The organism is Bradyrhizobium canariense, from assembly GCF_900105125.1.
GTDB lineage: Bacteria > Pseudomonadota > Alphaproteobacteria > Rhizobiales > Xanthobacteraceae > Bradyrhizobium > Bradyrhizobium canariense_A.
The window spans coordinates 5,320,078-5,341,032 of record NZ_LT629750.1 but is presented as its reverse complement, the minus strand read 5'-3'; the positions used below and the strand labels follow the sequence as shown (position 1 = coordinate 5,341,032).

General features: G+C 61.7%; 22 protein-coding genes. 10 read left to right on the top strand and 12 right to left on the bottom strand.

Annotated elements, in window-relative coordinates:
* Positions 1-40 precede the first annotated feature (40 nt).
* On the bottom strand, positions 41-901 hold the full coding sequence (locus BLV09_RS25375) for a mycofactocin-coupled SDR family oxidoreductase (RefSeq protein ID WP_146689337.1): 861 nt from the start codon (positions 899-901) through the stop codon (positions 41-43).
* 696 nt (positions 902-1,597) lie between these two features.
* Between BLV09_RS25375 and BLV09_RS37460 the strand changes: the two genes are divergently transcribed.
* From BLV09_RS37460 to BLV09_RS25355, 4 genes are all read left to right on the top strand, one after another.
* Positions 1,598-1,927, top strand: a complete 330-nt coding sequence (locus BLV09_RS37460; protein ID WP_167558882.1) for a hypothetical protein — start codon at positions 1,598-1,600, stop codon at positions 1,925-1,927.
* A gap of 502 nt (positions 1,928-2,429) precedes the next feature.
* Positions 2,430-3,968, top strand: coding sequence for a YifB family Mg chelatase-like AAA ATPase (locus BLV09_RS25365; protein WP_146689335.1), 1,539 nt, complete (start codon positions 2,430-2,432; stop codon positions 3,966-3,968).
* A gap of 122 nt (positions 3,969-4,090) precedes the next feature.
* Positions 4,091-4,558, top strand: coding sequence for a hypothetical protein (locus BLV09_RS25360; RefSeq protein WP_146689334.1), 468 nt, complete (start codon positions 4,091-4,093; stop codon positions 4,556-4,558).
* Positions 4,559-4,796: 238 nt separating this feature from the next.
* Positions 4,797-7,046 (top strand): PAS domain-containing hybrid sensor histidine kinase/response regulator, encoded by a 2,250-nt coding sequence (locus BLV09_RS25355; protein WP_167558881.1) that lies wholly within the window; start codon positions 4,797-4,799, stop codon positions 7,044-7,046.
* Positions 7,047-7,220: 174 nt separating this feature from the next.
* Here the strand turns inward: BLV09_RS25355 and coaA are convergent, their stop codons facing one another.
* From coaA to hisB, 7 genes are all read right to left on the bottom strand, one after another.
* Positions 7,221-8,177: a type I pantothenate kinase gene (gene coaA, locus BLV09_RS25350; protein WP_100384995.1), complete on the bottom strand. Its 957-nt coding sequence runs from the start codon at positions 8,175-8,177 to the stop codon at positions 7,221-7,223.
* Positions 8,178-8,187: 10 nt separating this feature from the next.
* Complete coding sequence (locus BLV09_RS25345; protein ID WP_100384994.1) at positions 8,188-8,511, bottom strand: phosphoribosyl-ATP diphosphatase; 324 nt, start codon at positions 8,509-8,511, stop codon at positions 8,188-8,190.
* 81 nt (positions 8,512-8,592) lie between these two features.
* A complete protein-coding gene (gene hisF / locus BLV09_RS25340) occupies positions 8,593-9,369 on the bottom strand; it encodes an imidazole glycerol phosphate synthase subunit HisF (protein ID WP_146689332.1) in 777 nt (258 codons plus the stop codon).
* Between the two features lie 10 nt (positions 9,370-9,379).
* On the bottom strand, positions 9,380-10,129 hold the full coding sequence (gene hisA, locus BLV09_RS25335; protein ID WP_174556567.1) for a 1-(5-phosphoribosyl)-5-[(5-phosphoribosylamino)methylideneamino]imidazole-4-carboxamide isomerase: 750 nt from the start codon (positions 10,127-10,129) through the stop codon (positions 9,380-9,382).
* Complete coding sequence (gene hisH / locus BLV09_RS25330) at positions 10,117-10,767, bottom strand: imidazole glycerol phosphate synthase subunit HisH (RefSeq protein ID WP_100384992.1); 651 nt, start codon at positions 10,765-10,767, stop codon at positions 10,117-10,119. The genes hisA and hisH overlap by 13 nt, the downstream gene beginning before the upstream one ends.
* Positions 10,764-11,294 carry a DUF2628 domain-containing protein gene (locus tag BLV09_RS25325; RefSeq protein WP_146689330.1) on the bottom strand — a complete coding sequence of 177 codons (531 nt, stop codon included), beginning with the start codon at positions 11,292-11,294 and terminating at the stop codon, positions 10,764-10,766. Before BLV09_RS25325 ends, hisH begins: the two co-directional genes overlap by 4 nt.
* Before the next feature lie 24 nt (positions 11,295-11,318).
* Positions 11,319-11,912 (bottom strand): imidazoleglycerol-phosphate dehydratase HisB, encoded by a 594-nt coding sequence (gene hisB, locus BLV09_RS25320; RefSeq protein WP_146689329.1) that lies wholly within the window; start codon positions 11,910-11,912, stop codon positions 11,319-11,321.
* Between the two features lie 266 nt (positions 11,913-12,178).
* On the opposite strand from hisB, the gene hslV reads away from it, so the two are divergent.
* The 5 genes from hslV (at position 12,179) to BLV09_RS25295 (ending at position 16,383) form a co-directional block, all read left to right on the top strand.
* Positions 12,179-12,736, top strand: coding sequence for an ATP-dependent protease subunit HslV (hslV, locus tag BLV09_RS25315; protein ID WP_100384989.1), 558 nt, complete (start codon positions 12,179-12,181; stop codon positions 12,734-12,736).
* A 29-nt stretch (positions 12,737-12,765) separates the two neighbouring features.
* Positions 12,766-13,224 carry a GNAT family N-acetyltransferase gene (locus BLV09_RS25310; RefSeq protein ID WP_146691295.1) on the top strand — a complete coding sequence of 153 codons (459 nt, stop codon included), beginning with the start codon at positions 12,766-12,768 and terminating at the stop codon, positions 13,222-13,224.
* The gene (locus BLV09_RS25305; RefSeq protein ID WP_100384988.1) at positions 13,221-13,823 is read left to right on the top strand and encodes a DUF2585 domain-containing protein; all 603 of its coding nucleotides are present in this window, start codon (positions 13,221-13,223) and stop codon (positions 13,821-13,823) included. Before BLV09_RS25310 ends, BLV09_RS25305 begins: the two co-directional genes overlap by 4 nt.
* Positions 13,824-13,872: 49 nt before the next feature.
* A complete protein-coding gene (hslU, locus tag BLV09_RS25300) occupies positions 13,873-15,174 on the top strand; it encodes an ATP-dependent protease ATPase subunit HslU (RefSeq protein ID WP_146689328.1) in 1,302 nt (433 codons plus the stop codon).
* Between the two features lie 84 nt (positions 15,175-15,258).
* Positions 15,259-16,383, top strand: a complete 1,125-nt coding sequence (locus tag BLV09_RS25295) for a hypothetical protein (protein WP_146689327.1) — start codon at positions 15,259-15,261, stop codon at positions 16,381-16,383.
* A 4-nt stretch (positions 16,384-16,387) separates the two neighbouring features.
* Here the strand turns inward: BLV09_RS25295 and BLV09_RS25290 are convergent, their stop codons facing one another.
* From BLV09_RS25290 to BLV09_RS25280, 3 genes are read right to left on the bottom strand one after another with little or no spacing between them, the layout of a single operon-like run.
* Complete coding sequence (locus tag BLV09_RS25290) at positions 16,388-16,990, bottom strand: Smr/MutS family protein (protein ID WP_146689326.1); 603 nt, start codon at positions 16,988-16,990, stop codon at positions 16,388-16,390.
* Positions 16,987-18,513: a murein transglycosylase A gene (mltA, locus tag BLV09_RS25285; RefSeq protein WP_433994445.1), complete on the bottom strand. Its 1,527-nt coding sequence runs from the start codon at positions 18,511-18,513 to the stop codon at positions 16,987-16,989. The genes BLV09_RS25290 and mltA overlap by 4 nt, the downstream gene beginning before the upstream one ends.
* A gap of 31 nt (positions 18,514-18,544) precedes the next feature.
* Positions 18,545-19,249 (bottom strand): Tim44/TimA family putative adaptor protein, encoded by a 705-nt coding sequence (locus BLV09_RS25280; protein WP_100384983.1) that lies wholly within the window; start codon positions 19,247-19,249, stop codon positions 18,545-18,547.
* A 495-nt stretch (positions 19,250-19,744) separates the two neighbouring features.
* On the opposite strand from BLV09_RS25280, the gene secB reads away from it, so the two are divergent.
* Positions 19,745-20,236, top strand: a complete 492-nt coding sequence (gene secB / locus BLV09_RS25275) for a protein-export chaperone SecB (RefSeq protein ID WP_100384982.1) — start codon at positions 19,745-19,747, stop codon at positions 20,234-20,236.
* A 10-nt stretch (positions 20,237-20,246) separates the two neighbouring features.
* Here secB and dnaQ read toward each other — a convergent pair whose 3' ends face one another.
* A complete protein-coding gene (dnaQ, locus tag BLV09_RS25270) occupies positions 20,247-20,942 on the bottom strand; it encodes a DNA polymerase III subunit epsilon (protein ID WP_146689324.1) in 696 nt (231 codons plus the stop codon).
* Positions 20,943-20,955 lie beyond the last annotated feature (13 nt).

Here is a 20,955-nt window from a genome sequence, read left to right as displayed (position 1 = left end):
TTACCAGAGCCGGTTCTGATTCAATCAGAGCCGAACAGGCCTAGGTCGCGTTGTTGGCGCTGTCGCCACCGGTCACGTCATAGGTCGCGCCCGACACCATGTAAGCCTCGTCGCTCGCCAGGAACACGACCGCGGGCGCGATGGCTTCCGGCTCGATCCAGGGCACGCCGAGCGGTGACTTGGCAGTGAGCCTTTGCTTGGCCTCGGCCTCCAGCCTGCCGATCGGTTCGGCGTTGTTCAGATCGTCGACGGCCTGGGCATAACGTTGCCGGTGCCGCGTCAGCGGCGTGTCGATGAGTCCGGGGATGACGGCATTGACGGTGATGCCGTACTGGCCGAGCTCCAGCGCTGCGGATTTCATCAGCCCGATAATCCCCCATTTGGAGGCCGAATAGGCCGCACCGAATTTAGTCCCGTGCCGGCCCTGGGTCGAAGAGGTCACGATGATGCGCCCGCCACCATTCTTGACCAGATAGGGCGCTACGGCGCGGATGGCGTTGCAGGTGCCGGTGAGATTGACGTCGATCTGGTCATGCCAGTCCACATCTTCCATCTCCAGGAGCGGCTTGAAGGACTGGATACCGGCATTGGCGAACAGGATGTCAATCTTGCCGAAGGCCTGGACCGTTCGTTCCGCAGCGTCGCGCAGCGCCGGCAGATCGCGCTGATCGAGCCGCCGCGACGCCCATTTGCCGCCCGCCGCGTCGACAAGCCGACCGGTCTCGTCGAGTTCGTCGGCGCTCGCAGGCGCCACTTCCAGCGCGGAGCTGACGGGACCCGCAATATCGATTCCCATGACCGCAGCGCCTTCGCGGGCAAAAGCCACCGCAGTGGCGCGCCCAATCCCGCGGGCAGCACCGGTGATGATAGCGACCTTACCTTCCAGCCGTCTGTTGGACATTGTCTTAACCTCTCGTGAGCTTCGCCCTGCCCTATAACCAGCTCACATAGACTGGTCCCGAATTGCGTCTGGATAAACGCCCGAACCGGCAACCCACTTTTGCCGAAAGGGACGGACGGGCCGCAGGTGACAGCAACGGGGCAAGCGCCCGTTCGCAACGCTCGAAGCGGAGGTCAGGGGCACGCGGCCGATCAAACTCTGTTCCTGCAATGTTCTTGCGCGAGACGCGGGGCGGGAGGAATTGTGCACTTCGCAAAGCCAGAATCGCGATTCGCAGGCAAGCAATTCTTAATGAATGATAAATAGTTGCCCTGTGAACAGCGGGGGTAAAACGCAAATTCTCCGCTCCCGCAGAGTGTTTCCAACCGGAATTTATACTGTAATTACAGATACTTAACGGGAACGCCTGTCGCGGCTTTCTCCCTTTTCCACCATATTTAGTATTTGATTCAGGTACCCGTACTAGTCCTTGACGGGCGTCCTGAATTTGTCCGAGACTTCGGGGTGTTCGGTACTGTTTTGTTGCCGGATGGACCAAACGAAGAAGCCGCCCCAGGTGGCGACCCAAAGCGGCTTCGTAGTGAGGTTCCGTATCAACCCAGAGAGCCGACAACGGACCAGTATCAACACCCGAATCGTCACATGATCCGGGACCACGGTCAAGAGTCGGCTCTCGCAATGCCAAGGAGAATTGGCATGCGTGAACTACTTGAAGCGGCCATCAACGAGTGCAAGCTCGTCAACATTTGGTACGAACCCGGAACAAGATCAATTGAGTGCCACGCACTCGGATATGGATCCGCGGGGCAAATTCTGCTTCGCGCCTTTCAGATCGACGGAGCCTCGGCATCGAACGAGCACGTCAATTGGAAGTTGTTCCGATTAGATCGAATGCGAGATGTTGAACTCACTATCTTTGAGTTCGACGGGCCGCGCCCAGAGTACAAGCTGAATGATCGCGCAATGACGCGCGGGATCATTTGCCAGCTTTCGCCGCTCTGCAGGTACAGGGACCCGGCAGCATAGCCGGACCATTGTGAACCGCACAATCTGAAGTGTGGGCCATGGCCCGCGCTTCTGGCCTGAAGTGAGCTATCTTACCTGACCGTTCACCGAAATTCTTTTCATTGTCGTCTGTCTCTAACGCGCGAGCGGCTTCTTTGAACTTCTCAAATTGGCGCGTTTGCTTCATCAGCAATCTCCACCCATTGCAAAGTAACGTCGTTATTCCCGTGATGGCGAAGACCACTATCAGCGGCGGGATATAACGGAATCTGAGTCGGTTTCTGTGTCAATTCTTACGCGCGTCGCGCCACCAAAACCAAAAAGGCCAAGGAAACTCAATAGAAAACATCAGCATTGAGTTTCCACATATTCCGCAGAGTCTGCCCCGCGCGCGAGTACGCCGGCACCGTTTATGGTAGCGCCCCGAGAATCTGGTCCGCACGGTACCCAGCCGGCCCGTTCCTGTAATGTTCTTGCGCGAGCCGGCACTTTCCGCTACCCTCGATTGCGGGAAGAGGGGCGCATGGTCCAGCGGGTTTCCACTGTCGCGTTTGAGGGAATTGAGGCCCGGGCGGTCGACGTGCAGGTGCAGGTCGCGCCGGGATTGCCTGCTTTCGCTATCGTTGGGCTTCCGGACAAGGCGGTATCCGAGGCCCGCGAGCGGGTTCGATCCGCGCTGATCGCCTCCGGCTTGGCGCTGCCGGCGCGGCGAATCACGGTCAACCTCGCGCCTGCCGACCTGCCCAAGGAAGGCAGCCATTACGATCTGCCGATCGCACTCGGCCTGATGGCGGCGATCGGCGCAATCCCGCCGGATGCGCTCAATGGTTTTACGGTGCTCGGCGAACTCGGTCTTGATGGATCGATCGCGCCGGTTGCGGGCGCGCTGCCGGCGGCGATCGGCGCCAACTCGCGCGACGAAGGCCTGATCTGCCCGGCGGGCTGCGGCGCGGAAGCAGCGTGGGCCAGCCCGGATATCCAGATCATTGCCGCGAATTCGCTGATCCAGATCGCCAACCACTTCAAAGGCACACAGGTATTGTCGCGCCCGCAGCCGAAGGTGCATGAGCGCGAGGCGGAGCTGCTCGACCTGCGCGACATCAAGGGCCAGGAAAGCGCCAAGCGCGCGCTGGAGATCGCCGCGGCCGGCGGACATCATCTGTTGATGATCGGCTCGCCCGGCGCCGGCAAGTCGATGCTCGCGGCACGTCTGCCCTCGATCCTGCCGCCGCTGTCGCCGTCCGAATTATTGGAAGTTTCGATGATCGCCTCGGTCGCCGGCGAAATCCAGGGCGGCGCGTTGACGGCCCGGCGGCCGTTCCGAGCTCCACACCATTCCGCCAGTATGGCGGCGCTGACCGGCGGCGGCATCCGCGCCAAGCCCGGCGAGATTTCGCTGGCGCATCAGGGCGTACTGTTTCTCGACGAGCTGCCGGAGTTCGATCCGCGCGTGCTGGATTCGCTGCGCCAGCCGCTGGAGAACGGCGAGGTCGCGGTGTCGCGCGCCAATCATCGCGTCACCTATCCGGCGCGCTTCATGCTGGTCGCGGCGATGAACCCCTGCCGCTGCGGCCACGCCTTCGAACCCGGCTATTCCTGCAAACGCGGACGAATTGATCGCTGCACCTCCGATTACCAGACCCGCATCTCGGGCCCGCTGATGGATCGCATCGATTTGCGGATCGAGGTGCCGGCTGTGACCGCCGCTGACCTGATCCTGCCGCCAGCAGCGGAAGGATCGGCGGAAGTGGCCGCGCGTGTCGCCGCGGCACGCGACATTCAACGCGCGCGCTACGCCGCGGCAGGGTTGGCGCATATCCGCACCAATGCGGAGGCGCCGGCATCGCTGCTGGAAGAGATCGCGAAGCTGGACGCGCAGGGAACCAAGCTGCTCCGCGACGCCGCCGAAACCATGCGCCTGTCGGCCCGCGGCTACCATCGTGTGCTCCGCGTCGCCCGCACGCTCGCCGATCTCGATGGCGCCGACAAGATCGGCCGGCTGCATTTGGCCGAAGCCTTGTCGTACCGCGCGCTGGCCGAAGACATCAAACGCGCCGCGTGACGTTATCGCCGGTTCCACACACGACAGCCTCGCGCGTCAACCCGGCGGTAACGAGTTTTATTTACGCTCTGCCAACCATAAGCCCGGCGTATCGCGGGCAAGGGTTGAGCGAGTAGCGTATCATGTTGCGTTTCAAGGTTCTGGTATCGGTCGTTCCATTGATGGTCGCGGCCATCCTGGCACGCATTGAATTGGTCCCCGGTCCGCGTCCCTGCATCCCCGTCGGCGACGAATCGCTCGAGATCGCGTCCGCCCCCTGGCACGCCGATCTCCATGTCAGTTTCACCGACGATCCGGCCGCAGCCACCGTGCGCGTCCAGGTCGCCGACAGCGCCGAGGCTGCCGATTTCGCCGTTGTCGATGACGTCGATGGTTCAGAGGCCGACGCCTGCGCGGTAACGTCGGCGACACAGTTTATCGCTATCTCCTCCAAAATCTCCGGTTCAGCGCCCATCATCTATCTCTCGCATGACGGACCCGCCGATTATCGGATCTTCGTGAAATCGAAAACCTTCACGGCACGCGAAGCGGCCGCGTTGATCGTCGGAGCCCGTGGCGAACACCCTCGTTTGGCTGCGGCGCTGCTCTAAGTCTTTTGCCTTGACGCGTTTTCTCAACGCGAACCGGCGTCCATTCGCTCGAAGACCAAGCTGCTAACACTTTATTAACCCTGTTCTCATCGCACCATGTGAGGGCACTCCACCTCAAGCACTTTGCAAGGTCGCCGCCGCATCGTCGGCCGCGGCAGGCGGCGGCGCCAAGGCGTTTCGAACGCCGACAGTGCGAAACGATTGCGGAACGAAAAAAACAAGCTCAGGGCAATTGGCAATGAAGCACAGTTTCCGAATCAAGACGCGCATACGCCGCTTCACACGACGTCATCCATGGCTCGTTCTCGCGGTCCGCTCGTTCGTGATCTTTTCCGCCGCTTTCGGCGGCGCCTATGGCTTTATCGCCGGAAGCCGATCCGAACATTCCGGCTATGATCCCAACGCCTTTGCCATCGGCGCGAGCTTCCTGTTCGCGATCGCCTGCGTCGCGCTCGCGACCTTGAGCATGCGGCTGCGCTGGGTACACCGAAAGCTTCGCAAGGTCCTGCTGCATAATGAAGCGCTGGCCGATCGCAATTGGGAATTGAAGGAAGCCGAAGAGCGCGCCCGCAGCCTGTTCGAATCACAGGGCGACCTGATTATTCTGCGCGACGCCGAGGGCCGCATCACCTTCGCCAACGAAGCCTATTGCGAACTGGCCGGTCAACCGCGCAGCGCGCTGGTTGGCAGCCGCTTCTCACCCGCCATTCTCGAGCAAGGCGACATCGCGCTCGACACCAACGGCACGCGAATTCACGACCAGAAAATTGCCGGTCCGCTGGGGCCGCGATGGATCGCATGGCGCGAAGGGCTGGTTCGAACGGATGCGGGCCAGCCGGCGGAGATGCAAAGCGTCGGCCGCGATGTGACCGACCGCACCGAAACCGAGCGCGCACTCAGCGAAGCCCGCGATCACGCCGATGCCGCCAACCGCGCCAAGTCGCGGTTCCTCGCGATGGCCAGCCACGAGATTCGCACCCCGCTCAACGGCATCATCGGCATGAGCGGTTTGCTTCTGGATACGCCGCTGACCCCGGAGCAAATGACCTACGCCAAGGCGGTGAAGACTTCGGGCGACGCCTTGCTTTCGCTGATCGAGGAATTGCTGGATTATTCCAAGATCGAAGCCGGCAAGATCGATCTCGAGCATCGCCCGTTCGAACTCGCCGCGTTGATCGAGGATATTACCGAACTGCTGGCGCCGCGGGCGCAGGCCAGGCAGCTCGAGATCGCCGCCTATGTGGACGAGCGGCTGCCGACGGAAGTGATCGGCGACGCCGCGCGCTTGCGGCAGGTCCTGCTCAACCTTGCGGGCAACGCCATCAAGTTCACCTCGACCGGTGGCGTGGCGCTGATTGTCGAGCCCGGCATCTGGCCCAACGAGATCAGCTTCCTGGTGCGCGACACCGGCATCGGCATCGCGCCTGAGGCGCGCGAGCGAATTTTCCGTGAGTTCGAGCAGGCCAACGATCGTATCGCCAGGAACTATGGCGGCACCGGTCTGGGGCTGAGCATCAGCGAACGTATCGTCAAGCGAATGGGTGGCCGCATCACGCTGGAGAGCCAGCCCGGCGTCGGTTCGACATTCGAGGTGTCGGTGCCTCTCGTCGCATCAGGCGGTAACGACAGCGAACGAAAGCCATTCATTGCGCCCGACCTGACCGGTCAATCGGTCATGCTGGTGGCGCCGCAAACCATCGAGGCCTCGCTGGTCGCCCGGCGGCTGCAGCGTTGGGGAAGCCAGACCTGCATGGTGTCGGATATCGCCGTCGCACAGGCGTTGTTGCCGGAGCGATCGTGGCACGCCGTCCTGTTCGATCACGCCTTCGGAGCAAATGAGGTTGAAGCATTCGGCGACGCCGCTCGCGCCCATGCCACGCAACGGATCGTCATGTTCACGCCGGCCGCGCGGCATGAGCTTAAACTCACGCCTGCTTTCACCGGCTATCTGGTCAAACCGTTGCGCGCGGCTTCGCTCGCGATCAGGCTGGCGACCGCGCCGGAAGTTCCCGCGCCGAACCTCGCCGGCGACCCCCTGATCGATGCCGACCACGCCGAGACATCAGCCATTGCCCCCGCACGAGGGCTCTCGATTCTGGTGGCGGAAGACAATGAGATCAATGCGTTGCTGATACGTTCGCTGCTGGCGAGGCTCGGCCACCATGCGGTCATCACCACCAATGGCGAGGCGGCACTCGAATCATGGCTGTCGGCGAAGTCCGCCGGGACTCCCTATGACTTGGTGCTGATGGACATCCAGATGCCGCAGCTCGACGGCATCGAAACAACCAAACGAATCCGCGCCTGCGAAGCCGGCCAGCCGGAACGGCCGACACCCATCCTCGCACTCACGGCGAATACGCTGGTGGAAGATCGCTACGCCTGCTTCGAGGCGGGCATGGACGGCTTCCTGATCAAGCCGCTCGATCGCGACAAGCTTGCCGATGCGCTGGCAGGCCTGGCGGCTTCGCGGCACCTCGCGGCGTGAAACCGTCTCGCTGTCATTGCGAAGCGTAGCGCCGAAGCAATCCAGAGTCTCATTCCCGACTCTGGATTGCTTCGCTTCGCTCGCAATGACGGCTCCGGCTTACCCGGACCTATCCCGATACACGGGCATTTTCGGCCTCGCGACGCGGCCTGACGCGCGTATTTTCCGCAAAGACTAAAGCCGCCGCAGCGCCACCGTTTCGACCACGTGATCGGCACCTTTCTTCATGATCAGCGTCGCGCGCGGTCGCGTCGGCAGGATGTTGTCTTCGAGATTCGCGAGGTTGGTTCGCTCCCAGATCGCGATCGCGGTGGCCGTTGCTTCCTCGTCCGAGAGCAGCGAATAACGATTGAAATACGATCGCGGATCATGAAACGCGGTGTCGCGCAGCGTCAGGAAGCGCCTGACGTACCAGTCGCGTAGCACCGATTCGTCGGCATCGATGTAAACGGAGAAATCGAAAAAGTCCGAGACCACTGGAACGGCCTTGCCGTCCCGCGGCAGGCGGCCCGTCTGCAGCACGTTGACGCCCTCGACGATGAGAATATCCGGCCGGTCGATCTCGATCCATTCGTTCGGAATGATGTCATAGGTCAAGTGCGAATAAACCGGCGCACGCACCGGCCGCCGGCCCGACTTGATATCGCTCAGAAAGCTCAGCAGCGTCGGCAGATCATAGCTTTCCGGGAAGCCTTTTTTCTGCATCAGGCCTTGCCGCTCCAACACGGCATTGGGAAACAGAAAGCCGTCGGTCGTGACCAGATCGACCTTCGGCCGCGGCGACCATCGCGCCAGCAGCGCCTGCAGCACGCGGGCCGTGGTCGATTTACCGACCGCGACCGATCCGGCGACGCCGATGATGTAGGGCATCTTGCGATCTTCGATACCGAGGAAGCGCCGCTGCGCGAAATAAAGCCGCTGCATGGCATCGACATAGATCGACAACAGACGCGAAAGCGGCAGGTAGATCTCTTCGACCTCCCTGAGATCGAGCCGGTCATGCATCGAGCGCAACGCCGCGATCTCGTCGACTTCCAGCGTCATCGGCGTATCGTCGCGGAGCCGCGCCCATTGCTCCCTGGAGAACACCCGGTAGGGATTATACTGCTGCTCGACTGCGCGAATATCCATGGAAACGCCCTTAGTCGCGCTTGCGCGCCGCCTTCTCTTCAAGTCCGGACATGGTCGTGCGCTGCGCCAGGGCAGCTTCAACATCCTCAAGCTTGACGCCGCGTGATTTCAGAAGAACCAGGAGATGAAACAGCAAGTCCGCACTTTCGGCGATCAGATGCTCACGGTCGTTCTCAACCGCAGCGATGACGGTTTCCACCGCCTCCTCGCCAAACTTCTTGGCGCAATGCTCCGAGCCCTTGTCCAACAGTTTACGGGTGTAGGACCCCTCTCCTCCCGATGCCGCGCGGGCATCAATGGTGGCGGCAAGATCATGGATCGTAAAACGCGGCATCAATTCAACTCACACGCGCGCCACTAAAGCCGTAGCGCTTTTACACCCCATCGGATGTAGCACTTCTGTCACAAAGAGTCGTCAAGGATCGAGCCGCATCGGCAGCCCGGCACGCACCATGTGGTCCTTGGCTTGGCGTATGGTAAATTCCCCGAAATGGAAGATCGATGCCGCCAGCACCGCGGTCGCATGCCCCTCGCGGATGCCGTCCACCAGATGGTCGAGGTTACCAACGCCGCCTGAGGCGATGACCGGTACGGAAACACTGTCGGCGACGGCCTGCGTAAGCGGAAGGTCAAATCCCTGCCGCGTTCCGTCCCGATCCATGGAGGTCAGCAGGATTTCACCGGCGCCCAGCGAGACGACCTCCTGGGCATATTCGATGGCATCGATACCGGTGGAATTGCGTCCGCCATGGGTGAAGATCTCCCACCGCTCCGAGCCGCCGCCGCGCTTCACGCGCTTGGCATCGATCGCAACCACGATGCACTGATCGCCGAATTTTTCAGCAGCTTCCTTGACGAACTCGCGACGGCTGACCGCGGCGCTGTTGATCGACACCTTGTCGGCGCCGGATCGCAGCAAGGTGCGGATATCATCGACGGTCCGCACACCGCCGCCCACGGTGAGCGGCATGAAGCAGGCTTCCGCCGTGCGGCGGACGACATCGAGCATGATGCCGCGGTTTTCATGGGTCGCTGTGATATCGAGAAAGCACAGTTCGTCGGCGCCGGCGGCGTCGTAGGCGATAGCCGCTTCCACGGGATCGCCGGCATCGCGCAGGTCGACGAAGTTGACGCCCTTGACCACGCGCCCGTCCTTGACGTCGAGACAGGGAATCACTCGAACCTTGAACATCGGAAAGCTCCTAGGCCGCAGCGCGTGCGTTACGGATCAGCGCCAGCGCGGCCGCGGGATCGAGACGGCCGTCATAGAGCGCACGGCCTGCGATTGCTCCGGCCAGTTTCTTCGCACGCGGGGTGAGCAGCGCCCGGACGTCGTCGATCGAGGCCAGGCCTCCTGAAGCGATCACGGGGATCGAGATGCGTTCGGCCAGCGCAATGGTGGCCTCGAGGTTGAGGCCCTTCAGCAGGCCGTCGCGGGCAATGTCGGTGAAGATGATCGCCGCGACGCCGGCATCCTCGAATCGCTCAGCGATTTCGAGTGCGGTGACTTCTGACGTTTCCGCCCAGCCCTGAACCGCGACCTTGCCGTCACGCGCATCGAGACCGACCGCTACGCGGCCCGGAAACTTTTTTGCTGCGCCTTTCACGAATTCGGGATCGCGCACTGCCGCGGTGCCAATGATGACGCGCGCGATGCCCTTGGAAAGCCAAGCCTCCACCGTGCCGAGGTCACGGATGCCACCGCCGAGCTGCACCGGCATGGTAACCGCCTTCAGCATGGTCTCGACCGCATGCGCGTTCATTGGCTTGCCGGCAAAGGCGCCGTCGAGATCCACCACGTGCAGATACTCAAAACCCTGCGTGGCGAAGGCGCGGGCCTGCGCCGCAGGATCGAGGTTGAACACGGTGGCGCGCGCCATGTCGCCCTGCTCCAGACGCACGCACTGGCCGTTCTTCAGATCGACAGCAGGAAAAAGAATCACGGCTTCCACTTCAGAAAGTTCGAGATCAGCGCCAGTCCGAAACGCTGGCTCTTCTCGGGGTGAAACTGGGTGCCGATGGCGGTGTCCTTGCCGACGATCGCCGTCACCGGGCCGCCGTAATCCGCACGCGCCAGCACGTCCGCCTCATTGGTGGCGTTGAGGTGATAGGAATGCACGAAATAGGCGTGGCGGCCTTTCGGTCCCAGCGGCAGGCGCTCGAGCACGGGATGTTCGCGAATCATATCGAGCGTGTTCCAGCCCATATGGGGAATTTTCAGATTCTCCTGGCGCGGCGAGATCTTTTCGACGTCGCCGGCGATCCAGTTGAAACCGTCGGTGGTGACGTGCTCCTTGCCGCGCGTCGCCATCAGCTGCATGCCGACACAGATGCCGAAGAACGGCCGCGCCTTGTTGCGCACGGCTTCCGTCATCGCGTCGATCATGCCGTCCAGCGCGTCGAGACCCCTGCGGCAATCGGCAAACGCACCAACACCAGGCAGCACGATGCGATCGGCGCGATACACCACCTCGGGATCGCGCGTGACCACGATCTTCTGTGGTTCCTCCATGCTCCGCGCCGCGCGCTCGAACGCTTTCGCCGCGGAGTGCAAATTACCGGAGCCGTAGTCGATAATGGCGACGCTCACGGCAATGCTCCCGGTTGCGGAAACAACCCGATGATCTCGCTCTGCGGCGTGGACGGCGGCTTCGAAAACGGCTGACCTGCAACATCGCGCGTTGGCGGCGGGCCGCCGCGATCGACCGCCGATTGATCGTTGCTGAGGCCACGTTGTTTGGCGGTCCAGCGATCGAAGAAACGCCGCTCGGCCGCCTCCTCGTCGTCGGCGACCACGATGTCGAGCTGACGCCAGTTGCGCCGCGACAATGTCCAGCGCTGCAAGCTCGCCGCTTCAAATCCCATCAACAGCGCGATCAGCACGTCGGCGAAAAACATCGCGCCACGGCCGGTGCCCAGTCGCGCCATCGCGACCTCGATTGCTGCGACAGCGACGATCCAGCCGATTAGTGCGAGCCACAGCCGATGCCAGGCGAGCCACAGCGGACCGAGAAGCGCGGCCCAGATGTGAAACCCGTCGCGAACGAAAGTAAATCGGTCGGTCGCGACGACGCTCGCGTCGGTCGCGGCAGGCGCATGAACCGTGTAGACCGGCATCGTTACTCTCCGCCGAACAAGCAATCAGCCGCCGAGCTGACCCTTGGTGGATGGCACTTCGCCCGCCGCGCGCGGGTCGATCGCGACCGCGGTGCGCAACGCCCTCGCCAGACCCTTGAAGCAGGATTCGGCAATGTGATGGCTGTTCTCGCCATATAGGGTCTCGACGTGCAAAGTCACGCCGGCGTTGATCGCAAAGGCGTTGAACCATTCGCGGACCAGTTCGGTATCGAATTCGCCGACCTTGTCGCGGGGAAACTCCACCTTGAACACCAGCACCGGCCGGCCCGAAATATCGATGACGACACGCGACAGGGTCTCGTCCATCGGCATGTGGATCGAGGCATAGCGGGTGATGCCAACCATGGTGCCGAGCGCCTGCTTGACCGCCTGGCCGAGCGCGATCCCGACGTCCTCGGTGGTGTGGTGGTGGTCGACGTGAAGGTCACCGTCCGCCTTCACCGTGATGTCGATGCGCGAATGCCGGGCCAGCAGATCGAGCATATGGTCGAAAAAGCCGATTCCGGTCGAGGCGTTGGACACGCCCGTTCCGTCGAGGTTTACGGTCACCTCGATATCGGTCTCTTTGGTCTTGCGCTTGATGGTCGCTATGCGCATGAAATGGGCTTTCCCGTGCCGAAAACGCGGCTCTTTTAACAGGCTGATGTCGCCTTCGCTACTGCGGGATGACCGTTCCAGGACTGAACTTCGGCCTATGGTGACCGGATTCCCGGCGATTCCGGTTTTGACGCGTTTTCTTGACGATCCGTTCTTGGGCGAACCAGTAACCCGCTCCGTATCGAGCCGGGGCTGGCTCCGCCCGAAAACGCTGGATTGTAACCCTGCCCGTCAGCCCCTAAATCTGGCCGACACGAGGATATCTTATGCAAGCATCACAGAATGAGCTCCCGGTCTGGCACGGCACCACCATTTTGACGGTCCGCAAGGGCGGCAAAGTCGTGATCGGTGGCGACGGGCAGGTGTCGATCGGCCAGACCGTCATCAAATCCAATGCCAAAAAGGTCCGAAAGCTCGGCAAAGGTGATGTTATTGGCGGCTTTGCCGGCGCGACAGCTGATGCCTTCACGCTGTTCGAGCGTCTGGAAAGCAAACTTGAGCAATATCCGGGTCAACTGACCCGCGCGGCGGTCGAACTGGCCAAGGACTGGCGGACCGACCGCTATCTGCGCCGGCTGGAGGCGATGATGATCGTCGCCGACAAGGATGTGTCGCTGGTCCTGACCGGCACCGGCGATGTGCTGGAACCCGAGGCCGGCGTGATGGCGATCGGGTCGGGCGGCAATTATGCGCTGGCGGCCGCCCGCGCTTTGGTCGATTCCGACAAGGATGCCGAGACCATCGTGCGCCGCGCGCTCGATATCGCCGCCGACATTTGCGTCTATACCAATCGCAACGTCACGATCGAAACCCTGGGCGGCTGAGCACGGTGCCGGACTATGTCTTCCGCCCGATGACGACATCCGATCTTGCGCTGATACGAGGCTGGCTCGCATTGCCTCATGTTCGAGAGTGGTGGGGCGATCCCGACGAACAATACGCACTGGTCAGCGGCGATCTGGATGAGCCGGCCATGGATCAGTACATTGTCTGTTTCGCCGGCAACCCGCTCGGTTATCTGCAATGCTACGATCTGACCGAGTGGAACACAGGCTTCGGACCGCAGCCACCGGGCACGCGCGGCATCGATCTTTTCATCGGCGAACCGGACATGATCGGGCGCGGGCACGGCTCGGCGCTCATTCGGTGCTTCGTCGACGAACGCTTGCAGAAGGGCGCACCACGCATCGTGACCGATCCCGATCCGGACAATAGCCGCGCCATACGCGCCTATGCTAAAGCCGGTTTTCAAAGCGACCGCGTTGTCGATACGCCCGACGGTCCGGCCCTGTTGATGGTGCGAAACCCATGACGTTCGATCGCAACGCGCCGGCGGCGTCAGCGCTTGCAACGGCGCATTGGCTGCTGATCGGATGTGGCCTGATCGCGCTCCAGGCATCGATCCTGTTCGCCATGGGCCGGCTGCCGATCTGCGCCTGCGGCTATGTCAAGCTCTGGCATGGCGTGGTGCAGAGCTCGGAGAATTCCCAGCACCTCACCGACTGGTACACGTTCTCGCACATTATTCATGGCTTTCTGTTTTACGCCGCGACCTGGCTGTTGCTGCCGCGGCTGTCCTGGCCCGCGCGCCTGATCGTTGCCATGGCGGTGGAAGGTGGCTGGGAATTGGTCGAGAATTCCAACTGGATCATCGAGCGTTACCGCGCCGCCACGGTGTCGCTGGACTATTTCGGCGACAGCATTGTCAATTCAGTCTCCGACACGCTGTCGATGGTCGCAGGGTTCTTGCTGGCGAGGAAGCTGCCGGTCGTGCTGACGGTGGCGCTCGCACTTGTGTTCGAAATCCTGGTCGGGCTTCACATTCGCGACAATCTTACCCTGAACATCATCATGCTGATTCACCCCTTTGAAGCGATCCGGCAATGGCAGGCCGGCCCGCCGATCATCTGATGGCTAATGCGGCTTGTTCTCGTGCCATTTTAAACCTAGCTAAGGACCTATGACCGACTTTTCTCCCCGGGAAATCGTTTCCGAACTTGACCGCTTCATCGTTGGCCAGGCCGACGCCAAGCGCGCAGTATCGATCGCGCTGCGCAATCGCTGGCGGCGGCTGCAACTCACCGGCAGCTTGCGCGATGAGGTGCTGCCGAAAAACATCCTGATGATCGGGCCGACCGGCGTCGGCAAGACCGAGATCGCGCGGCGGCTGGCGAAGCTCGCCGGCGCGCCGTTCATCAAGGTAGAGGCCACCAAATTCACCGAGGTCGGCTATGTCGGCCGCGATGTCGAGCAGATCATTCGCGATCTCGTCGAAGTCGCAATCGCACAGACCCGGGAACGCAAGCGCAAGGACGTGCAGGCCCGCGCCCAGCTCGCCGCTGAAGAGCGCGTGCTCGATGCCCTGGTCGGCGCCAATTCAAGCGCCGCGACGCGAGACTCGTTTCGCAAGAAGTTGCGTGCCGGCGAACTCAACGACAAGGAAATCGAGGTCGAGACGCAATCCTCGGGCGGCATGCCGATGTTCGAGATCCCCGGCATGCCCGGCGCGCAGATGGGCGCGATCTCGATCGGCGACATCTTCGGCAAGATGGGTGGACGGACCAAGACCCGCCGCCTCACCGTCGAGGGCTCCCATGAAATTCTGGTCAACGAGGAGTCCGACAAGCTGCTCGACAGCGACCAGCTGGTGCTGGAAGCGATCACTGCGGTCGAGAACAACGGCATCGTGTTTCTTGACGAGATCGACAAGATCTGCGTGCGCGATGGCCGCAGCGGCGGCGATGTCTCGCGCGAAGGCGTGCAGCGCGACCTGCTGCCGCTGATCGAGGGCACCACCGTCTCGACCAAGCACGGTGCGGTCAAGACCGACCATATCCTGTTCATCGCATCCGGCGCGTTTCATATCGCCAAGCCGTCCGATCTGCTGCCTGAATTACAGGGCCGGTTGCCGATCCGTGTCGAGCTGGAAGCGCTGACACGCGACGACATGCGCCGCATCCTGACCGAGCCCGAGGCATCGCTGATCAAGCAATATGTCGCGCTGATGCAGACCGAAGGCGTGACGCTCGACATCACCGACAGCGCCATCGACGCGCTCGCCGACGTGGCCGTGGCTGTGAACTCCACGGTGGAGAACATCGGCGCGAGGCGGCTGCAGACCGTGATGGAGCGCGTGCTCGATGAGATTTCGTTTGCGGCCCCCGACCGTAACGGCGAGACCATCCAGATCGATGCCGATTATGTCCAGAAACATGTCGGCGATCTCGCCAAGAACGCAGATTTGAGCCGGTTCATTCTGTAAAACCACTCCGCCGCTGACACGTTGCGCGGCACGCCCGCCACGTGATAGTTCGCGCCTGATCGAGCTGCCGTTTTCGGGTGCTGAATGAATCTGCGGTTACGGGGGACCCCTTGGCGCTTGATGCTTGCCGTCAACGTCGCTGTGGCGATCGGGGTTTTTCTGCACAAGATTACGCTCCCGCCCTACGTCCCCTACATTCACCTGCTGGTCGATTATCATTTCGGCTTCACCAAGCGCGCGCTGATCGGCGCGATCGTTTCACTGTTTTTCTCCAATGTGCCGGTGTGGCTGGTCTTCGCCCTCGGTGTCGTTGTGTGGCTGGTGACACTGGGTCTGTTTTTGCAGCTGTTTCGGCGCACCTTCGGGTTCGATGATGAACACATGCCGCTGCTCGTGTTCATGGTCGGCTCACCGTTCTTCTTCAAGAATTTCATGCACACGGTGGGACACTTTGACATCTATGGCTGCGCATTCGCGATTTGCCTGTTGCTGATGCCGACCCGTTCGGTCGCTTTCGTGCTGTCGGCCGCGGCTTTCTCCGTCATCCTCGTTCTGATCCACCACGTTCACTTCCTGATGTACGTGCCGACCATCGCCGTCATCGTGGTGCTGCGCTATTATCTGGTGCAGGGCGTGAGCCGGCAGAATGTGATGGTCGGCATGGCGGCCGCAGCCTGCGTCGCCGCGTTGTTCTTGGCCGCGCAATTCGACGGATCGATGCCGATTTCCGAGGCAGAGTTCAGTCACTATCTGCAAGGCAGGATGGCCGATCCATCCCGCACCGATCTCCTAAGCTTCAGTTACATCTGGTATCAGCCGCTTTCGAGGGAGATCCAGGATACCTGGCAGCGCATGCCTTCCAATATTCTGGGCGTGCCGGTATTTGCGCTGCTGATCTGGCTGCATGCGCCGCTGTGGCGATATTTTGCCGATCTGATCCGCTCGCTCGCCAACGAATGGCATCGTCGCATCGTGATATCGGCGCTGGTCGGGGTGAGCGTCGGTTATCTCGTGATTTTCCTGATCGTGTTCGACTATTCGCGTTGGATCTCGAACTGGGCGGTCTGCATGTTCCTTATCCTGCACGCCGTGAAGACCTTGCCGGCTGCGCAAAGCGTTTCGCCGCTTGCAACGAAAGACAGAAGGACCAGGACTTTCGGCTGGCTCGTGACGCTGATCCCGCGGGTGGGAGTCGTGCGACCCTTCTGACCGCTCAGATTCGGACCCGCCTGATCCGCACGTAGAGCGCGCCCTCGCCGCCATGGCCGATATGGGCCTCCTCAAACCCGACCACCATGGTGCGGAATTCCGGCAGATTGAGCCATTGCGGCACCTGGCGGCGAAGCACACCGCGCTCGGATTCACTTCCCGTCGTGCGGCCCTTGCCGGTGATGACCAGGACGAAAGTCAGGCCATTGGCATGCGCGCGCTGCAAAAAATCGGATAGCGCGCGATGAGCGCGTGTTTGCGTCATGCCATGCAGGTCGAGCCTTGCATCGATTTCCTTCCTGCCGCGGGAAAGTTGCGAACGCTCGCGGCGTCCGAGCGGTGCCAGCGGCGGCGGCGTGGGCGGAACGTCCGGTTTGGTCACGCGCACAGGTTTGCCAGGCGAAAGCGGCTCCGGTCGCGCAATGGCGATCGCGGCACTTTGTGCTTTTGCCTCCTGCACGGTCTGCGCCTTTGTGGGGCGTGATTTTTTCCGCAAGGGTTTGGTTTGCTTCGCCACACTTTCCCACAACGCGCGCTCTTCTTCGCTGAGCGCACGCTTGCGCCGCGTTGGCAGCGGCAATTCCGGAATGGAGCGAGAACGCTTCATCGGTCTCCGTGATCGCGACGAGAGCGTCGATGGCGGCGCCCCTCGCGGCTCGGTGCTATGTCCGGTCGTGCGGCGGGCAGCGGGACGGACGTTGTGGCGTCAGCCTGTGCCGTTGATGTTGGCGAGGTGGTAGATGCCTGCGGGGCGGCTGGCGCTGGGTTCTTTTGATCCTTTTGCTGGTTCTTTAACGGATTAACTTGCGGAAACAGTTTTGCGATTTTCGCCGACGGCCTCGGGTCCGGCAGCGGCATCTTGCGGCCCAGCGCCATCGGATCGAGGCTTTTCGGCACCAGCATGACGAACTGCATATTGTGCCGGAGCCGGCCCGACACCTTCGCGGCATCCGCGCCCGCGCCGAAATAAAGATCGGCACGCGCGGGGCCTGTGATCGCCGAGCCGGTGTCCTGCGCAATCATCAGCCGGCGAAACGGCGTTTTCGAATGCTCTGATTCGATCGGAAGTTCGCCTGCGATGAAAAACGGCGTGCCGTAGACGTGCAGTGATTTATCGACCGCGATCGAGCGCCCCGGCGTCAGCGGCACGCCCTGCGCGCCGACGGCTTCGTCCTTGTCGGAGAGCTGCACTTCGCGAAAGAAGATGTAGGAGCGGTTCTGACGCCGCAATTCCTTGGCGCCGTCGGGGTTTTGATCCATCCATTCCCTGATCTTCTGCATCGACATCTGGTCTTTCGGAATGATGCCGCGATCGATCAGGACGCGCCCGACCGGCGTATAGGGATAACCATTATGCGCGGCATAATTGATCCGGATGGTCGAGCCATCTTCGAGACGCACGCGCGCCGAGCCCTGGATTTGCGCGAACAAGAGATCGGTCTGGCTTTTCAGCCAGCATATTTCGAGGCCGCGGCCGGCAATGACGCCGTCTTCGATCTCGCCGCGATCGTAATAGGGCACGAGCTTGCGGCGGCCGATCTTGCGAAACACGTCGCCCTTGTTGGGCAGCTCGGGAGAGTCCTGCGTGAAGCCCCGTACAAACAGATTGGAAGGGCGGCGATAGACCGGCACGGTGTAGACGTCGGTTTTCGTCCTTGATCCATCGATAATGGGTTCGTAGTAGCCGGTCACGAAGCCCGCATCTTCCCCGAGCCGCGAGATCTGCAAGGGAAGGAAATGTTCTTCGAAAAAAGCCCCGGCCTTGGCGTTATCGGTGATCTCGGCGGCTCTGGCTGCGTGGCAAGGCTCACGCAAGGAGATGCCCAAGGCTCTCGGATCAGTGGCGGCGGGGCCCGATTGTGCTGAGATCGCCTTGCAGCTGGCGCGGAACGTCTTGAACGCCGCCAGATGGTCGTCCTCGTTCCAGCCTGCGATATCGGCCCATGCGACCGGGGCATATTGACTGCCGTTGATCACCAGCGGCCAGGCGAGTTGAGGATATGGCAGATGGTGTGGACGTGAACCGTCCGCCGGCTTCGGAGCGAGTGACAGGCTGACAGCAATCGCCACCGCCGCCGCGGCATATCCGGCGCCGTTCCTCGATCTGAAATTCCTGATACCAGCTTGCAGCCCCCGCTGCAGGAACTTCCCTATGGCGACGCTAGTGAGCGCTACCCGTGCCAACCAGCTTCCAGTTCGGATCGCGTGAGGTAACGTCACGAGCAAATGTCCAAACGTCGGTGATGTCGGTGACCTTATCGGGATTGCCGTCGACGATCGTACCGGCCTTGTCGCGGGTGACCGAAACCATCTGCGACACAAAACGGACGGTCAGTTGCGCCGCCCGATCCCGCGCCTCGGCATTCACAAGCTCGGCCTTGTCGATCGAAACGAAGCGGGTTTCGGTCTTCTGCTCGTGCTTCTCGCGATCCTTGATCGCGCTCTCGAAACTTTCATAGACCTCAGTTGATAACAAATCCTTCAGCGCGCGCCGATCGCCATTGGCAAAGGCCAGCACGATCATTTCATAGGCGCTGCGCGCGCCGCTGAGGAAATGCCTGGGATCGAAAGACGAATCCAGCGCTACAATGGCGTCGAGTCCCTGCGCCAGTGGGGTGCCGGGTTCAGCCAGTCCTTTCCAGCGATCGGTCGGCGGGACGACATCGGCCGTCGGCGCCAGCGGCACCTGGTCGATCACCGCTCCGGGGATCGGAACAACCTTGTTGTCCGGCGCACCCTGCACCACGTTGCGCGCCGCACGATCATAGGGCGGCCGTTCGTTCCCGGTGCGCTGCCCGAGGACATTGCGCAGACGCAGAAAGATGAAGACCGCCAGCGCCAGGAAGATAATGGTGTAAATATCCACGTCGTATTCGCTTTCTGGTCTGCGCCGGCAATGGATCCGGCGGTAGAGCGTTCCCTTCAAGGGACGGCAGAGACTACCTCATGGATGAGTCTGCAGCATGTAGGCACGAAACTTTGCCCAGCCAATGGCGTGCTTTGGCATGAAAAGCCATACCGGCGGAAACAAAGCAGGCCAATGCTCTCGCCCATTTGCCAACTCCGAATTGTAGCCGGTTTTTGCCGCAAGGGGAAACCCCGATCATGCCCGGAAATCGCGCACATTCAACAATTTAGAGTGTATGCTTGCGGGCCAGCCTGTCGGCCGCTGGCCTACAGGCCTTGCGCTTTGGCATGGCGGCCCGGCGCATCGCCGGCCACGAAGGCTCCCGCTGTCGTCCTTGTGGAATGAGGCGGGGCTATGTTAGCCACTCGCCCGGACAGAGGCCTTTCGCCTATTGAGCGAATTCAGACGCAAAGTGGTCCCTGCTCGCTTGAAAACGCTCCAGGAGAGACTTCGATGACCAACGGTAACGGCGCGCCCCCTGAGGCAGCCTCTCCCCCCCAGTTGAACGTGCTGGCGCAGTATACCAAGGACCTGTCGTTCGAAAATCCGAACGCGCCGGCCTCGCTAGGACCGCAACCGCAGCCGCCTTCGATCAATATCCAGATCAACGTCAACGCCAACAACATTGCCGAAAACGAATATGAAGTGGCGCTTTTGATCGAGGGCAAGGCGGAAAACAACGGCAAGGTCATGTTCAGCTTCGACCTCACCTATGCCGGCGTGTTCCGCATCGTCAACGTGCCGCCGGAAAATCTGCACCCGCTGATCATGATCGAATGCCCGCGGCTGTTGTTCCCGTTCGCACGGGAAATCATCGCGACTTCGGTCCGCGATGGCGGTTTCCCGCCGCTGATGCTCGATCCCGTCGATTTCGTCGGTCTGTACCGCCAGAACATGGAACGGCAAGCCGCCGTCGCGCAGGCCGCACAGGTCAAGCCGAGCTAGACGAAGGTCGTCACCCGCCTAGAAAATCGTTCCAGATCGGCTTGTCGCTGAGCGTAGCGACAAAGGCCCGGTGCTCCGCGCGATCTTCCTCGGTAATCCGCGGTGCTAGCGGCAGCTCGCGCTGTCGCCGCGGCATTTCGCCGTACCCGCCGATGCGGGTATCGCGAACGTCGGACGCCAGGATCAGCTGCGACTGCCGCGCCCCGATCAGGTCGATATAGACCTCGGCCAAGAGTTCGGCGTCGAGCAGCGCGCCATGCTTGGTGCGGCGGGAATTGTCGATCGCATAACGCGAGCAGAGGTCATCGAGCCGGTTCGAAACGCCGGGATGTTTACGCCGTGCCAGCAAAAGCGTGTCGACTAGCCGTTCGCGGGCAATCGGGACACGCTTGATGCGGTCGAGCTCGGCATTGATAAAGCCGATGTCGAATGAAGCGTTGTGGATCACCAGCGGGGCGTCGGCGATGAACTCCAGGAACTCCTCGACCACCTGGGCAAACAGCGGCTTGTCGGCAAGGAATTCAGACGAAAGACCATGCACCGCGAAAGCTTCCGCCGGCATGTCGCGTTCCGGATTGATATGCCGGTGAAAGGTCTGGCCGGTCGGCATCCGGTTGAAAATCTCAACGCAGCCGATCTCGACCAGCCGATCGCCGCGCAGCGGATCGAGGCCAGTGGTTTCGGTATCGAGAACGATTTCACGCATCAATCAGGACCTT

Excerpts from the sequence above, each read along its gene's own strand:
- BLV09_RS25375 (WP_146689337.1), bottom strand. The coding sequence starts at position 901 with ATGTCCAACAGACGGCTGGAAGGTAAGGTCGCTATCATCACCGGTGCT.
- BLV09_RS37460 (WP_167558882.1), top strand. The coding sequence starts at position 1,598 with ATGCGTGAACTACTTGAAGCGGCCATCAACGAGTGCAAGCTCGTCAAC.
- BLV09_RS25365 (WP_146689335.1), top strand. The coding sequence starts at position 2,430 with ATGGTCCAGCGGGTTTCCACTGTCGCGTTTGAGGGAATTGAGGCCCGG.
- BLV09_RS25360 (WP_146689334.1), top strand. The coding sequence starts at position 4,091 with ATGTTGCGTTTCAAGGTTCTGGTATCGGTCGTTCCATTGATGGTCGCG.
- BLV09_RS25355 (WP_167558881.1), top strand. The coding sequence starts at position 4,797 with ATGAAGCACAGTTTCCGAATCAAGACGCGCATACGCCGCTTCACACGA.
- coaA (WP_100384995.1), bottom strand. The coding sequence starts at position 8,177 with ATGGATATTCGCGCAGTCGAGCAGCAGTATAATCCCTACCGGGTGTTC.
- BLV09_RS25345 (WP_100384994.1), bottom strand. The coding sequence starts at position 8,511 with ATGCCGCGTTTTACGATCCATGATCTTGCCGCCACCATTGATGCCCGC.
- hisF (WP_146689332.1), bottom strand. The coding sequence starts at position 9,369 with ATGTTCAAGGTTCGAGTGATTCCCTGTCTCGACGTCAAGGACGGGCGC.
- BLV09_RS25325 (WP_146689330.1), bottom strand. The coding sequence starts at position 11,294 with ATGCCGGTCTACACGGTTCATGCGCCTGCCGCGACCGACGCGAGCGTC.
- hisB (WP_146689329.1), bottom strand. The coding sequence starts at position 11,912 with ATGCGCATAGCGACCATCAAGCGCAAGACCAAAGAGACCGATATCGAG.
- hslV (WP_100384989.1), top strand. The coding sequence starts at position 12,179 with ATGCAAGCATCACAGAATGAGCTCCCGGTCTGGCACGGCACCACCATT.
- BLV09_RS25310 (WP_146691295.1), top strand. The coding sequence starts at position 12,766 with ATGACGACATCCGATCTTGCGCTGATACGAGGCTGGCTCGCATTGCCT.
- BLV09_RS25305 (WP_100384988.1), top strand. The coding sequence starts at position 13,221 with ATGACGTTCGATCGCAACGCGCCGGCGGCGTCAGCGCTTGCAACGGCG.
- hslU (WP_146689328.1), top strand. The coding sequence starts at position 13,873 with ATGACCGACTTTTCTCCCCGGGAAATCGTTTCCGAACTTGACCGCTTC.
- BLV09_RS25295 (WP_146689327.1), top strand. The coding sequence starts at position 15,259 with ATGAATCTGCGGTTACGGGGGACCCCTTGGCGCTTGATGCTTGCCGTC.
- BLV09_RS25290 (WP_146689326.1), bottom strand. The coding sequence starts at position 16,990 with ATGAAGCGTTCTCGCTCCATTCCGGAATTGCCGCTGCCAACGCGGCGC.
- secB (WP_100384982.1), top strand. The coding sequence starts at position 19,745 with ATGACCAACGGTAACGGCGCGCCCCCTGAGGCAGCCTCTCCCCCCCAG.
- dnaQ (WP_146689324.1), bottom strand. The coding sequence starts at position 20,942 with ATGCGTGAAATCGTTCTCGATACCGAAACCACTGGCCTCGATCCGCTG.